General features: G+C 60.9%; 13 protein-coding genes. 5 read left to right on the forward strand and 8 right to left on the reverse strand.

Features of this window, described 5'->3' with window-relative positions:
• Positions 1 to 58: 58 nt before the first annotated feature.
• From ACIOWE_RS13110 to ACIOWE_RS13125, 4 genes are all read right to left on the reverse strand, one after another.
• Positions 59 to 895, reverse strand: a complete 837-nt coding sequence (locus ACIOWE_RS13110; protein WP_401391814.1) for an ABC transporter ATP-binding protein — start codon at positions 893 to 895, stop codon at positions 59 to 61.
• A complete protein-coding gene (locus tag ACIOWE_RS13115; RefSeq protein WP_103303657.1) occupies positions 883 to 1,686 on the reverse strand; it encodes an ABC transporter permease in 804 nt (267 codons plus the stop codon). Before ACIOWE_RS13115 ends, ACIOWE_RS13110 begins: the two co-directional genes overlap by 13 nt.
• Positions 1,687 to 1,696: 10 nt before the next feature.
• Entirely contained in the window at positions 1,697 to 2,683 is a 987-nt protein-coding gene (locus ACIOWE_RS13120) for an ABC transporter substrate-binding protein (protein ID WP_401391817.1), read from the reverse strand.
• 763 nt (positions 2,684 to 3,446) lie between these two features.
• Complete coding sequence (locus tag ACIOWE_RS13125; RefSeq protein WP_401391820.1) at positions 3,447 to 4,937, reverse strand: aldehyde dehydrogenase; 1,491 nt, start codon at positions 4,935 to 4,937, stop codon at positions 3,447 to 3,449.
• Between the two features lie 222 nt (positions 4,938 to 5,159).
• Between ACIOWE_RS13125 and ACIOWE_RS13130 the strand changes: the two genes are divergently transcribed.
• Positions 5,160 to 6,074 carry a LysR substrate-binding domain-containing protein gene (locus ACIOWE_RS13130; protein WP_201231420.1) on the forward strand — a complete coding sequence of 305 codons (915 nt, stop codon included), beginning with the start codon at positions 5,160 to 5,162 and terminating at the stop codon, positions 6,072 to 6,074.
• 178 nt (positions 6,075 to 6,252) lie between these two features.
• Here the strand turns inward: ACIOWE_RS13130 and hrpB are convergent, their stop codons facing one another.
• On the reverse strand, positions 6,253 to 8,772 hold the full coding sequence (gene hrpB / locus ACIOWE_RS13135; protein WP_401391824.1) for an ATP-dependent helicase HrpB: 2,520 nt from the start codon (positions 8,770 to 8,772) through the stop codon (positions 6,253 to 6,255).
• Between the two features lie 110 nt (positions 8,773 to 8,882).
• Here hrpB and ACIOWE_RS13140 point away from each other — a divergent pair, with 110 nt between their 5' ends.
• Complete coding sequence (locus ACIOWE_RS13140; protein ID WP_401391827.1) at positions 8,883 to 9,302, forward strand: polyribonucleotide nucleotidyltransferase; 420 nt, start codon at positions 8,883 to 8,885, stop codon at positions 9,300 to 9,302.
• Between the two features lie 12 nt (positions 9,303 to 9,314).
• Complete coding sequence (locus tag ACIOWE_RS13145) at positions 9,315 to 10,211, forward strand: cation diffusion facilitator family transporter (protein ID WP_401391830.1); 897 nt, start codon at positions 9,315 to 9,317, stop codon at positions 10,209 to 10,211.
• On the opposite strand, the gene ACIOWE_RS13150 is transcribed toward ACIOWE_RS13145, so the two are convergent.
• Positions 10,205 to 11,302 (reverse strand): DUF6515 family protein, encoded by a 1,098-nt coding sequence (locus ACIOWE_RS13150; protein ID WP_401391833.1) that lies wholly within the window; start codon positions 11,300 to 11,302, stop codon positions 10,205 to 10,207. The genes ACIOWE_RS13145 and ACIOWE_RS13150 overlap by 7 nt on opposite strands.
• 461 nt (positions 11,303 to 11,763) lie before the next feature.
• On the opposite strand from ACIOWE_RS13150, the gene ACIOWE_RS13155 reads away from it, so the two are divergent.
• Positions 11,764 to 12,243 carry an Lrp/AsnC family transcriptional regulator gene (locus tag ACIOWE_RS13155; protein ID WP_007909658.1) on the forward strand — a complete coding sequence of 160 codons (480 nt, stop codon included), beginning with the start codon at positions 11,764 to 11,766 and terminating at the stop codon, positions 12,241 to 12,243.
• A 231-nt stretch (positions 12,244 to 12,474) separates the two neighbouring features.
• Entirely contained in the window at positions 12,475 to 12,684 is a 210-nt protein-coding gene (locus ACIOWE_RS13160; protein ID WP_003228500.1) for a DUF2788 domain-containing protein, read from the forward strand.
• Here the strand turns inward: ACIOWE_RS13160 and ACIOWE_RS13165 are convergent.
• Positions 12,679 to 13,314 (reverse strand): pseudouridine synthase, encoded by a 636-nt coding sequence (locus tag ACIOWE_RS13165; RefSeq protein ID WP_401391836.1) that lies wholly within the window; start codon positions 13,312 to 13,314, stop codon positions 12,679 to 12,681. The two genes, ACIOWE_RS13160 and ACIOWE_RS13165, sit on opposite strands and share 6 nt — an antisense overlap.
• A gap of 72 nt (positions 13,315 to 13,386) precedes the next feature.
• Entirely contained in the window at positions 13,387 to 14,886 is a 1,500-nt protein-coding gene (amn, locus tag ACIOWE_RS13170) for an AMP nucleosidase (protein WP_401391839.1), read from the reverse strand.
• Positions 14,887 to 14,979 lie beyond the last annotated feature (93 nt).

A 14,979-nucleotide genomic window follows, 5' to 3' on the forward strand; every position in this document is an offset into this window, starting at 1 on the left:
CGCTACTGACCCCATCGCTGGCAAGCCAGCTCCCACAGGATTTGAGGATACCGGGTGATCAGTGCACTTCTTCCAGATCGTCGTGAAGCAGGCCGAAGATCTGTCGTTTCATGTCGATGAATGAGCGTTCCATGACCATGTCCAGCGAGCGCGGGCGCTCGATCGGTACGTCGAGAATTTGCTTGATCCGCCCCGGTTTGGCGCCCATCACATAGACCCGGTCACCGAGCAGAATCGCTTCGTCGATGTCGTGGGTGACGAACAACACGGTTTTCTTGCTGTTGCCCCACACCCGCAGCAACAACTGCTGCATCTGCAAACGCGTTTGGCTATCCAGCGCACCGAATGGTTCGTCCATCAGCAGAATCTGCGGATCATTGGCCAGCGCCCGCGCAATCGCCACGCGCTGCATCATTCCGCCCGAGAGCTGTTTGGCGTAGTTGTCGGCGAACCCGGCGAGGCCGACTTCGTTGACGTAGTAATCGACTATCTCTTTGCGCCGCGCCGCCGGCATGCCACGACGCTTGAGGCCGAACTCGACGTTCTGTCGTACCGTCAGCCACGGGAACAACGTATAGCTCTGAAAGACCATGCCGCGATCCGCGCCAGGACCTTGCACTTGCTGGCCGCCGACGTAGATCTCGCCGGAGGTCGGTTCGGCCAGGCCGGCGGTCAGGTACAACAGGCTCGACTTGCCGCAACCCGACGGTCCGACCAGTACTGCGAACTGCTGATCCGGCACCTCGAACGAAACCTCTTCCAGCGCGGTAAACGTTCCGCCATCGGGCTTCTTGTAGCGCAGGCTGACCTTGTCCACCTGCAAGCGTGGCGCGGCTTGTGCCGGTGCCGCGACCGGTTCGATAAAACGATGATTGGCAGCAGTCACTGAGCCCATGCGGCAACCCTCAAGCGGAGAAAACGGAACAGTTGATCAGTCACCAGACCGAGCAGGCCGATGATCGCGATGGCGAGGAAAATCACGTCGACCTGAAAGCCGCGCATGGCTTTCAGACTCAAATAACCGAGGCCACTGGACGCCGCGACCAGTTCGGCCACCACCAGATACGTCCAGGCCCAGCCCATGGTCACCCGCAAGGTGTCGAGCACGCCGGGCACCGAGGCCGGGGCGATCACATGCAACACCGCATCGCGGCGGTTGGAACCCAAGGTGTAGGAGGCGTTGATCAAGTCCTTGGAGATGCCTTTCGACACATCGGCAATCATCACCAGTTGCTGGAAGAACACACCGAAGATAATCACCGATACGCGCTGTTCCAGACCGATGCCGATCCACAGGATGAACAGCGGCACGAATGAGGTCACCGGCAGATAGCGAATGAAGTTCACCAACGGTTCCAGAAACGCCTGGACGATGCGGAAGCTGCCCATCAGCAACCCCAGCGGCACCGCCACCAGCGACGACACAATGAAGCCGACCATCACCACTTCGACGCTGGCCCACACATGCGTACCGAGGGTGCCGTCGCGACTCAACCGCACGGCCGCTTCGACCACCGCGCCCGGCGTCGGCAAGAACATCCCCGGCACGATACCGCCGTAAGACAACCCGGCCCACAGACCGACCAACAACACCCAGGCCAGACCGCTGGCGCTCCACACCACGGGTACCGGCAAAGCGGTTTTCGGCGTGAGGCTGCGGCTCAGCCACGAATTGCGCTTGAACATTGCAGACCTCCTAGAGCGGGCTGACGAAACGGTTGTCGACCAGCTCGTCATGGCTGACGTTGTAGGGTTTGCCTTGCAACTCGCTGGCGGTTTCGTTGGCCAGTTTGATCAACGCGGCGCTGTCACCCGGCTGGCCCGGCGAGCCGAAGAGCTTCTCGCTCATGGCCTGATCGTAGAAGCGCACGCCTTGCGCGGCGGCGGCCAGTTCCTTGGGATCGGACAGGTAACCGCCGACGCCTTTGGCCATGATTTTGTAAGCGTCCTCAGGGTGATCCTTGGTGTACTGCACGGCTTTGTACAAACCGGCGACCAGCGCCTTGACATCCTCCGGCTGCTTTTCGATGACGCTGCAGTTGAGCGCCACCACATCGACGATCACCCCGGGCGTGGTGCTGCTGTCGATCAACACCTTGCCTTGCTGCTTGTCGCGGACCATCGACAGATGCGGTTCCCAGGTCACCGCCGCCGGCACGCGACCGGCGATGAACGCGGTGGCGGCATCGTCAGCGGTCATGTTCTGCACGGTGATGTCGCTCATTTTCATGCCGTTCTTTTTCAGCAGATACGAGAGCCAAAACTGTGAAGTGGAGCCTTCGTTCACCGCCACGGATTTGCCCTTGAGTTCTTGCAGGCTCTGCACATCCTTGCCGACCAGCACGCCGTCGCCGCCATGGCTGTCATCCAGCGCCGCGACCGCCTTGAAGCAGAATTGCGGGCGGTACTTGAGCACTTCGTCGATGGTCGACGCCGAACCCGAGAGTTGCCCGGACGCCTGCGCGGCCATGTACATCGAGGCTTCTTCAACCACCGGCAATTCGACGGTCAGGCCGTTTTCCTTGAAATAGCCCAGGTCCTGAGCCAGATAAAGCGTGCCGTAACCGACCCACGTGGTGTGGCCGATGGACAGCGTACCGGCCTGGGCGCTGGTCGCGACGGTGGCGGCAAGGGCGGTGATCGCCAGAGGATGAGCGAGACGGATACACAAGGACTTGATCATGGAGCACTCCCGACGCTGTTGATTTAGTTTTGTCATGGGCAGTACGGCCAGCGCCAAATGATGAGAATCCACGCTGCGGTCTCTGCTGGACTCTGACGTGAAAGGCTTGGGCTGGCGAGATCGATGGTGGCCCATGTGCGCGGTGAGGAAAATCAGGAAATAGTTGGCTGCGAACAATGAAAAAACTGCTTAGTGCGCACTGCAAAAGAGCGGGGCTTGCGCGGATGTTCGAGGTCGGTGCAAGTCGGGGATTTTCTGTGACAGAAAGAATGCCATCGCTGGCAAGCCAGCTCCCACAGGGATCCAGGGTGTGTCCGGATTTTGTGAACACCACTGAAACCTGTGGGAGCTGGCTTGCCAGCGATGGCGCCCGGTCAGTCGATATCTTTGCTGCCTGACCTGCCGCTATCGCGAGCAGGCTCACTCCTACAGGGATCTAAGGTGTGCCCGGATTTTGTGAACACCACTGAAACCTGTGGGAGCTGGCTTGCCAGCGATGGCGTCCGGTCAGTCGATATCTTTGCTGCCTGACTCACCGCTATCGCGAGCAGGCTCGCTCCTACATGGATCTCGGATGTGCCTGGAGTTTGTGCACACCGCTGAATACTGTAGGAGTGAGCCTGCTCGCGATGGCGTCCGGTCAGTCGATATCTTTGCTGCCTGACCCACCGCTATCGCGAGCAGGCTCGCTCCTACAGGGGATGTGTGATCGACACAAAACCCTTGTAGGAGTGAGCCTGCTCACGAAAGGGGCGACGCGGTATCAGCGCAATTGGAACCAGGTGGTTTTCAGTTGGGTGTATTTGTCGAATGAATGCAGCGACAAATCGCGGCCAAAACCCGATTGCTTGCCACCGCCGAACGGCACTGTCACGTCCAGCGCATCCACCGTATTCACCGATACCGTGCCGGCCCTTAACCGTCGCGCCACGCGGTGCGCTCGATGCAGATCATCGGTCCACAGCGATGCCGCCAGGCCGTACACGCTGTCATTGGCCAGCCGCACCGCCTCCTCCTCGTCGTCGAACGGCACGACCGCCAGCACCGGCCCGAACACCTCTTCACGAAACAGCGACATGTCGGCTTTCACACCAGTGAAAATCGTCGGCTCGATGAAATTGTCCGAACCATTGAAACGCCGTTGCTGACCGCCGCATATCAGCGTCGCGCCCTGCTCTTGTGCCTGGTGAATGGCGCGCATGATGCTCGCCGTCTGCTGCTGATCGACGATGGCGCCAGCGCGGCTCTGCGGATCCAGCGGATCACCCGGCAGCCAACGTTCAGCTTGCGCTTTAAGGCGCTCGACAAACTCATCATGAATCGAACGCTCCACCAGCAACCGCGAGTTGGCCGAGCAGACTTCGCCCTGATTGAAGAAGATCCCGAACGCGGCTTTCTCCGCCGCCAGATCCAGATCCCGGCAATCGGCGAAGACCAGATTGGCGCTCTTGCCGCCGCACTCCAGCCACACCTGTTTGAGGTTGGATTGCGCTGCGTATTGCATGAAATATTTGCCGACCTGCGTCGAGCCGGTAAACACCAGACAGTCGACATCCGAGTGCAGCCCCAAGGCCTTGCCGGCCTGCTCACCAAGCCCCGGCAGTACGTTCAGCACACCCGGCGGCAGGCCCGCCTCCAGCGCCAGCTCGGCCAGACGCAACGCCGAAAACGGTGACTGCTCGGCCGGTTTGAGAATCACCGAATTGCCCGCCGCCAGCGCCGGCGCGAGTTTCCACGCAGCCATGTCCAAAGGGAAATTCCACGGCACCACGGCGGCAACCACGCCGAGGGCTTCGCGGGTAATGGTTGCCAGCACGTTGGACGCGCTCGGCGCTACCTGATCGTAGAGCTTGTCGACACTTTCGGCGTACCAGCGGAACACCCCGGCGGCACCCGGCACATCGATGTTGTAGGCATCCATCACCGGTTTTCCCATGTTCAACGAGTCGAGCAACGCCAATTCTTGGCGATGGCTCATCAGCAGATCGGCCAGACGCAACAGCACTTGCTTGCGCTCGGCCGGCGAGCGTTGCGACCAAGCCCCGGCCTCGAACACCTGTCGGGCATTGCGCACCGCCACCTCGACATCAGCCTCGCCACACGCGGCAACGTTGGCCAGTAACTGGCCGGTAGCCGGGTTGATCGCGGCAACGGTCTGCCCCGACTGCGCCGCGCAGTGTTGGCCGTTGATCACGGCTTGATCGGGAAACTTCAATGCAACGGCCTGGCGCTGCCACTCTGCAAACTCGAACACGTCGGATGCTCCTTGGGCTTTATTGTGCAATCGATGGTCGCTCAGGCCTGCGCGGGCTAAAAATAGTAAAAATGTCTTCGCTGGCAATGAAAAAACTGGCCAGACGGTTTCCCCAAAAGCCGCGCAGATGGCTATGGTTCAAGGATAAGAACAACGTCGCGCAGCGGACGCGGCGGCGCACAAATTGCTTGGAAGTCGAGTCCGCTCGTCCTGAGGTTTGCCGTGGCCGCCTACAATTTGCGTCAGTTGAAATACTTCATCACAACCGTCGAATGCGGCAGCGTTGCCGAGGCTTCACGCAAGCTGTACATCGCTCAGCCGGCGATCTCCACGGCGATCAAAGCGCTGGAAGACAGCTTCGCCGTGCAACTGCTGATCCGTCATCACGCCCAAGGCGTTTCTCTCACACCAAGTGGCGCGCGTTTCTTGCGCAAGGCTCAGGAACTGCTGCGCATGGCCAAGGAGTTCGAGCAGAACGCATTGGCCGATAATGACGTGGTCGCCGGGCAAATCGACATCGGCTGTTTCGAAACCGTCGCGCCGTTGTACCTGCCGCAATTGATCGCCGGTTTTTCGGCCCTGTACCCGGGGGTAAAAATCCGCATCCGCGACGGCGAGCAACAGGAACTGGTGCAAGGCCTGACCTCGGGGGCGTTTGATCTGGTGATACTTTATGAACACGAACTCGACGCGACGATTCAGACCGAACCGTTGATGCCGGCGCAACGGCCTTATGCGTTACTGCCGGCCGATCATCGTTTTGCCGAGTACAAGCAAGTGTCGCTGCGCGATCTGTGCCTGGAACCGATGATTCTGCTCGACGTACAACCGAGCCGGACCTACTTCGTCAGCCTGTTCGAGGAACTGGGCCTGACGCCGCGCATCGACTTCAGCTCACCGTCAATCGAGATGGTGCGCGGGATGGTCGGCCAGGGCTTCGGCTTCTCGATACTGGTGACGCGGCCGCATTCGGAATGCACCTACGATGGCAAGAAAGTCGTGTGCGTGGAAATTGCCGAGGACGTCACCGGCTCAGGGTTGGTGGCCGCGTGGCTCAAGCGCGGGCAACTGACCAAACCGGCGCAGTTGTTTGCCGATTACTGCCGCGAGCAACTGACCGCCAAGAGCCGTTTTTAAAATCGAAAGATCGCAACAAAACCCTGTGGGAGCGAGCCTGCTCGCGAATGCAGACTTTCAGGCAACGAATCTAGCGACTGACACGGCGCCTTCGCGAGCAGGCTCGCTCCCACAGTAGATAGGTGCTGCAACGATTCCAGCCCTGTAGGAGCTGCCGCAGGCTGCGATCTTTTGATCTTTACGTACCGCGTGGTTTCGCCCGCGCGGTCGCCTCGGCCACCAATGGATCATCCGGCCAGTAATGTTTCGGATAGCGTCCCTTGAGATCCTTCTTCACCTCGGCATAGGTGCTGCGCCAGAAGTTGGCCAGATCCTGCGTCACCTGCACCGGTCGCCGCGCTGGCGATAGCAGATGCAATTTGACCACTTGCCGGCCGCCAGCGATTCGCGGGGTCTCGGCCAGGCCGAACAACTCCTGCAAACGCACTGCGAGAATCGGTGGGAACTCGCTGTAATCCAGACGAATCGACGACCCCGACGGTACGCTCAGATGATGCGGCGCCAGCTCGTCCAGGCGTTGCGGCAACGGCCATGGCAGCAGATTGCGAACGATGCTCGACAGATCGAGGCTGGCAAAATGACTGAGTCGCGAGACCTTGCCCAGATACGGCATCAGCCAATGTTCCAGGGTATCCAGCAGCGTCGCATCGCTGACATCCGGCCACTGGCTTTCAGCTTGCGAACCCAATTCCAACTGCCGCAACAACGCCACCCGCGCCTGCCACTGGCGCAGTTCCGGCGTCCACGGCAGCAGCTCCAGACCTTTGCGCCGCACTAGATTGACCAGCGCCTGACTGCGTGCGGCTTCATCGAGACCGGTCAATGGTTCGCGACTCAGGATCAGCTCGCCAACCTTGCGCTGACGCTCGGCGCGCAGCACGCCTTCGCGCTCGTCCCAGTCCAGTTGATCGACGTTGCGCACCTGTTCGGCGAGCACGGAATCGAACAGCGCCGGATCGAAATCCGCCGCCAGATAAATCCGTTCTTCACGTTGGCCCTGACGGCTGCCGAGATCAGCAATGACGATCCACGGCTCTTTCATCAGGCTGTCGGCTTCAGCGAACAACGCAGCGCGGCCGTTGGCCAGTCGATATTCGGCACCACCGGCACGCCGCTGTTGCGCGACGCGATCCGGGTAGGCCAGCGCCAGCAACGCGCCGAGCCAGCGCGGATGATCGGGGTCGCTGACCGGTTCGCTCGCCTTGCCGCGCAAATAGCCGCGATATTGCCGCGCCAGTTGCCGGGCACGCTGCACGCCGCCCTGCGCCCCCCTGGCGGCGCGTTCTTCGCCAGAGAGCAGCACCAGGCGACTGTGCAAATCCGCCCCGGCACCGCGCAAGATATCGCGCTCGCCGAGCAACGCAGCAACGTCGCACGCCATGTTGGCCAGACCCAACGCCTGACCGCGCAACAGCAAATGGCCGATGCGTGGATGCGCCGGCAATTCAGCCATGGCCTGACCGTGAGAGGTCAGCGCTTTGCCTTCCAGTGCGCCGAGTCGCTGCAACAAATCCTGCGCCTGGGCATAAGCCGCTGCGGGTGGAACATCCAGCCAGACCAGTTCGCCCGGCGTCACACCCCAACGCCCCAGTTGTAGCGCGAGGCTGGCCAGATCCGCCGAGAGAATTTCCGCGCTGCCATACGCCGCCAGTTGTTCGTGCTGATCCTGCGACCACAAACGATAACAAACACCCGGCTCCAGACGCCCTGCCCGACCGGCACGCTGGGTGGCACTGGCCTTGGAAATTCGCTGGGTATCGAGACGGGTCATGCCGCTGCCGGGATCAAAACGCGGCACCCGCGCCAGCCCGGCGTCGATGACGACGCGCACACCGTTGATGGTCAGGCTGGTCTCGGCGATGTTGGTGGCGAGCACCACTTTACGCTGGCCGGCCGGTGCCGGATCGATGGCGGCACGCTGGGCGTTGAGGTCGAGTTCGCCGTGCAACGGGCAGAGCAACACATCTTTGCGCTCACCAATGGCATCGGCCAACTGTTGATGGACGCGACGGATTTCCGCCTGCCCCGGCAAGAACACCAAGAGGCTGCCGGTCTCATCGTGAAGCGCTTCGAGTACGGTTGAGGTCACGCGCTGATCGATGTATTCGCCGGGCTGAAACGGACGGCCCCAGCGCATCGTCACCGGATACATGCGACCTTCGCTGCGCAGGATCGGCGCGTCATCGAGCAACCCGGCCAAACGTTCGCCTTCCAGCGTGGCGGACATCAGCAAAATCTTCAGCGGCTGTTCAGCTCGAAACAGTTCGCGACCGTTCAGACTCAAGGCCAGCGCCAGATCGGCATCGAGGCTGCGCTCGTGAAATTCGTCGAAGATCAGCAGACCCACGCCTTCCAGCGCCGGGTCATCCTGCAAGCGGCGGGTGAGAATGCCTTCGGTGACCACTTCGATGCGGGTGTTGGGGCCGACCTTGCTGTCGAGACGGATGCGATAACCGACGGTTTCACCGACCTTCTCGCCCAGCTCACTGGCCAGTCGTTCTGCGGCTGCACGCGCGGCGAGCCGGCGCGGTTCAAGCATCAGAATGGTCTGCCCGTCGAGCCAAGCTTCATTGAGCAAGGCCAGCGGCACACGGGTGGTTTTACCGGCGCCGGGCGGTGCTTCGAGCACGGCTTCGTGGCGTGTCGCCAAGGCTTCACGCAGGGCGGGTAAAACGTCGTCGATCGGCAAAGAATTCATGCTGGCTCCCAAACAGAGCGGCGAGTATAACGGCGAACTGCAAAGCCTTCGTCAGGGTCTTAAACTCACTCGACGAAGCTTCGTTATCAGATGACTCAGGAGATTTTCCCATGCGCTTACCTTTTCGCCTGATCGGCGGTGTACTGGTCGCCACCCTGCTCACGCAAATCACTGCGTGCGGTTCGATTTTCTATCCGGACCGGCGCGGCCAGATCGACGGCAAGATCGACCCGGCGATTGCTGTGCTCGATGCCGTGGGCCTGTTGTTCTACATCATTCCCGGGCTGATCGCGTTCGCTGTCGACTTCGCCACCGGCGCGATCTATTTCGAACCGGGCCACACCGCGCAGATCGATCCGGCCAAACTCAAGCAAGCCATCGGCCCGGACGGTCAGGTCGATATTCACAAGCTGCAGGCTATTCTCGAAAGCGAGTTGGGCAGAGATTTTCCTCTCGACGATCCACGCCTGATTCAGCACAAGGGCAGCACTCAACAACTGGCGATGTTCGGCCTGCAACCCGCCGCCTAAAAAGGAAACGCAATGACCTCCAGCCCCGAACACGCCCGCCTGCTGCGGTTGGCGACCCGCGCCTCGGTGGCGGTGGCGTGCACGTTGATCATCGCCAAAGCCATTGCGTGGTGGCTGAGTGGATCCGTCAGCATGCTCGCCGGCCTCACCGACTCGGCGCTGGACGGCATTACTTCGATGCTCAATCTGCTGGCGGTGCATTACGCGCTGCGCCCGGCGGATGACGATCACCGTTATGGTCACGGCAAGGCTGAATCGCTGGCGGGCATGGCGCAGGCGTTGTTCATTGGTGGCAGTGCGGTGTTGATTGCGTTTCAGGCTTATGAGCGACTGAATGATCCACAGCCGCTGGGCGCGCCATGGCTAAGCATCGGCGTAATCGTATTTTCGCTGCTGCTGACCGCGGCGCTGCTGATGTTGCAACATCGGGTGATCAAGCAGACCGGTTCCAACGCCGTGCGCGCCGACTCGCTGCATTACCGCTCGGACATGCTGCTCAACGGCAGCATTCTGATTGCGCTGGTGTTGGCCGGATTTGGCTTTGAGCAACTGGATGCGTGGTTCGGTCTGGGGATCGCCGGCTACATTTTGTGGAGCGCGATCCAGATCGCCCGGGAAAGTTTTTCAGTGTTGATGGATGAAGAGCTGCCGGCGGATGTCAGTCAGCACATGCTCGAACTGGCGTGCAGCGTGCCGGGGGTGCTGGGCGCGCATGACTTGCGCACGCGGATCTCCGGCAACCACTGGTTTGTGCAACTGCATCTGGAATTGCCGGGTGAGCTGACCCTGTCAGTGGCGCACGGCATCAGCGATCAGGCGGCGGATGCCATCCACCAAGCCTACCCGCGAGCCGAAGTGCTGGTGCACGCCGACCCGCAGGAAGTGGTGCTCGCTGCGCGGAATCAGTAACTGACCTGATAACCGCGACTGCTCAGACAATTGCCCTGCGCCTGACGGTACGCCTGAACCACTTCGGGCGCCGGTTGATAAGTCGCGGTGCGCGGGTCAAAACCGCTTTGCTGCACGGCGTACTGGTAGCACTGATAACCGTCCTGCTGCACTTGCTCCGGTGACTGGCCGTTGGCCGGATAAGCCTCGACGTCATAACCCTGGGATTGCGGCTGCGGCTGTTGTTGCTGCACTGGCGGCTCGACCACCACGTAGTCCTGGGTCGCTTCCTGATAGGCGTAGTAGGAACCAGCCGCGAGGAACAACAGCGATCCACCGATCCATACTTCGCGGGCGTAGTCCGGCAAGTACTGGATGCGGATCCCACGTGGCGGCTGCACGACGATGTAGCGCGGGCCTTGCGGGCGATACCAGTAGCCGCCGGAATAGAAATAATCCTGACCACGATATGGCACGCGGTAGTCGCGATCCGGGAAACGGTCGATCACATGCCCCGGCCGATATTGCGGACCCGGGCCCCAGCCGTTGCCATGCCCGTCCGGACGTCCCGGCCAGTGGTTGTCGTTGGGCCGATTGTTGGTTTGCCAATGCTGGTTGTTGTAACCGTTCTGCGGACGCTCGTCGCGGTAGTAACCCTGACGCGGTTCCTGAGTCTGGCGCACGGCATCGGGCCGCGGCTGGATCGGCAGGTTGTTGGCCGGCAACTGCGGCGGTGGCGGCGGCTGACGCACCGGGTTGGGGTTATACGCTGGCCGGTTCTGGTCGTGGTTCTGCCATTGGCCATTGTTGTTGTGCTGCTGGCCGTTGTGCTCGAACTGGCGGCTGTTATCGCCACGGATGATTTCGTTGTTCTGCGGGCGCGGCTGATTTTGCGGCGGCTGATTATTCTGCGGGCGGGGCTGATTCTGTTGCTGATTATTCTGCGGACGCGGCTGGTTGTTGCCGCCATGGCCCTGATTGTTACCCTGATGCTCCTGACCGTGGCCACCGCCATCGGGTCCACGATTCTGCGGATCATCGGCAAGCGTTTGCACACTGACACTCACACACAGCAAACCAACACCGGCCAGACGCCAGATGCGCGAATTCATGCTTTTCCTCACTGCGGGACCTGCAAATGTAAGAGGGCTTGTAACTAAGACCGGAAATGTACATGCCCGGTTCTGCAACAGGTTATCAGTCACGAAACTTATTTATTGAGGACGTCGGCGCAACGCGGCATAAATCGCAGGCAAGAAAAAAGGGAGACCCGTCGGCCTCCCTTCTAGAGAACTTCGTCCTGGCTCGACGCTTTTGACGTCGGCTCACCTCACGCCGTCTTCTGGACAGTGTGCAGCTCGGGGGCCGGCACAACCCCGGTGGGGGTGGCGGCCGCGGCGGGCCTGATAGGCGGGCCGCAGTGGACTGTATTACCGAGCAGTGATTCTGGTGATAAGAATAGGCCCGAGGCGGTGGCAGAGGATTGCGAAGATTGCTGAAATAAACACCACTTGCGCAATTTTTAACCCTGGATAGATAATCCGCCGCAATAGTTACAACCAAGGACAGATTGATGAGCAAACTCGACCGTTACGACTTGAGCATTTTGGCGGAATTGCAGCGCGATGCCCGCATCTCCAACCAGGAGTTGGCCGAGCGCATCGGTCTGTCACCATCGCCGTGCTCGCGCCGGGTCAAGCAACTAGAGGACGACGGCTATATCTCGCGTCAGGTGGCCTTGCTCGATCGCAAGATGCTCGGCCTGAGCCTGACCGCGTATGTGCTGATCGGCATGGACCGACACACGCCGGAGCGCTTCGAGAACTTCGAAGCGGCGATCCGCACGTTGCCGCAGGTGCTGGAGTGCAGCCTGGTGACCGGCGTGGACGCTGACTATCAGTTGAAGGTAGTGGTGCCGGACATGGATCACTATCAGAAGCTGCTGCTGGGGCATCTGACCCGTATCGAAGGCGTGACCAGCGTGCGTTCGAGTTTTGTGCTGAATCAGGTGCTCAACAGCACTGAACTGCCCTTGACCCACCTGCGTAGCTGATTGCTTTCGTGGCGAGGGGATTTATCCCCGATCCAGTGCGCAGCACTGGCAAGATTTTGCAGCGAGGCGGATATTTTTGGGGTCGCTTCGCAACCCGTCGGGGATAAATCCCCTCGCCACAGGGTTACAGACCAATGACTGCGGCACACCGACGCAGGTCAATGCCCCGCCGTTCGACCTTGGCGTATACTCGCCGCGCCCTTTTAGCCGCGCCTGCGCCGGAGATGCCCGATGGATCCAGCCGTATTTGAAGAGTGGATGATGACCGGACTGGTCAGCATCCTGATCATTTTCATGGGTTTTATCGTCTGGGATCTGGCGAAGAAGTCCAAGGCCGGACGTTTCGGCTCGTTCATTCTGTTCTTCGTGCTGGGTTTGGGCGTGGCCGCGTTCATCATCAAAAGCGTGGTGATCGGCCTGATCGAGTCCGGCGCTTTATAAGCGCGCCGGCACTTCTTTCCACTGGCCCTGATCAAGCCCTTCGATCGACCAGTCACCAATCTTCACCCGCACCAGGCGCAACGTCGGCAGGCCGACCGCCGCCGTCATCCGGCGCACTTGGCGGTTGCGTCCTTCGCGAATCACCAATTCCAGCCAAGTGGTCGGTACGGTCATGCGAAAGCGTACCGGCGGATTGCGTGGCCACAACTGCGGCTCATCCAGTTGCCGCGCCTCAGCGGGCAAAGTCATGCCGTCATTCAGTTCGACACCTTCACGCAGACGCTGCAACTGCTCGGCCGTCGGTACGCCTTCGACCTGAACCCAATACGTCTTCGCCAGTTTGTGTTTGGGGTCGGCGATCCGCGCCTGCAACTGGCCGTCATTGGTCAGCAGCAACAGACCTTCGCTGTCGCGATCAAGACGTCCGGCCGGATAGATGCCGGGCACATCAATGTAATCCTTGAGGGTCGCCCGCCCTTCACCGTCGCTGAATTGCGTCAGCACATCGAACGGTTTATTGAACAGGATCAGCTTCGGCTCGGCCGGTGGCGCTTTGGCGACACGCCGCGGGGAGGAAGACTGAGGCTTCGCGCCGGGATGGCGGGAAGGTGGACGCGGGGGACGGGACATGGCGAAAAGAACATCTAGCGGTCGAGGCTGCTAATGCTAGTGCCCCGACCGCCAAATGACCACGACTAACCGTTAACGGAACGGCGGCTCGTCGAAGCTGCGCAGTTTGCGCGAGTGCAGCGAGTTGAGTTCGGTACGCAGCAGGTCCACCGCTTCGATGCCGATCTTCAAGTGCTGGCTGACCGCGCGCTCGTAAAACGCGTTGGCCGAACCCGGCAGCTTGATTTCACTGTGCAGCGGTTTGTCCGAGACACACAGCAACGTGCCGTACGGCACCCGCAGGCGATAACCCTGGGCAGCGATGGTGCCGCTTTCCATGTCCACCGCGACAGCACGCGACAGGTTGATCAGCGGACGTTCCTGCGCCCAGCGCAGTTCCCAGTTACGGTCGTCGTAGGTCAGCACGGTGCCGGTGCGCAGGCGTTTTTTCAGGTCGTCGCCCTTCTCGCCGGTGATATTGGCGGCGGCTTGTTGCAGCGCCATCTGCACTTCAGCCAGCGCCGGGATCGGAATGTTCGGCGGTACGACGCGATCAAGAATGCCGTCGCGACGCATGTAAGCGTGCGCCAGCACGTAGTCGCCGATGGTCTGCGACTGACGCAGGCCGCCGCAGTGACCAATCATCAGCCAGCAATGCGGACGCAGCACCGCGAGGTGGTCGGTGATGTTCTTGGCGTTGGACGGGCCGACGCCGATGTTCACCAGGGTCACACCGTGGCCATCGCTGGCGATCAGGTGATAAGCCGGCATCTGGTAACGGTGCCAGACCACACCGGCGGCAATCGCCGAGGCCTCGCCGTGATCCATGCCCTTCTCGATGATCACGTTACCCGGCAACACCATGCGTACAAAACGCGGGTCGCGGCGCAGTTGCTCCAGACCATGGACGATGAACTGGTCGACATAACGGTGATAGTTGGTCAGCAGAATCCACGGCTGCACATGACGCCAGTCGCTGCCGGTGTAGTGCACCAGTCGGCGCAGCGAGAAGTCGACGCGCGCCGCATCGAACAGCGCCAGCGGCAGCGGATCGGTGTTTTCCCAGTCGTAGAGACCGTCGGCGATGCCATCGGTGGCCGCAGACAGGTCGGTACTCGGGAACACCCGCGCCAGCACGGCAGCGGTGACGCCGGAGCCGGCCAGCTCATCGCCCTGCTCGACCACGTACGGGTACGGAATATTTTGCTGACTGACGCCGACTTCCACGGTCACGGTGAAGTCGTGCATCAACGGCACCAGCTGTTCCAGCAGGTATTTGCGGAACGCTTTCGGGTGGGTGACGGTGACGCTGTAAGTGCCCGGCAACTGCACCTTGGCGTAGGCGCGAGTGGTCTGCGGGACTTCGCCCTGGCAGTGATAGGTCAGTCGCAGTTCGGGATAGCGGAACAGAGCACGCTGCGCCGCGTCGGGCTCGACGCGATCCTTGAGATAACGCTTGAGCGCCGAGTTCAGCGCTGTAGTGGCCTGCTCATGCAGCTCGGCCAGACGATCCACGGCTTGTTCGGCGGTTTGAACGACAATAAACGCTTCGGTCACGATCAGCTTCCTGTGTTCTGACTTGCAGAGCTTCATCTTGCCTGCATCGTGGCGTCACGGGAACAGTGGCATGTTGGCAACGCCACAATATGTCATTCACACGCTATCCCTGTAGGAGTGAGCCTGCTC

The organism is Pseudomonas sp. NPDC087598 (assembly GCF_044743525.1).
Classification (GTDB): domain Bacteria; phylum Pseudomonadota; class Gammaproteobacteria; order Pseudomonadales; family Pseudomonadaceae; genus Aquipseudomonas.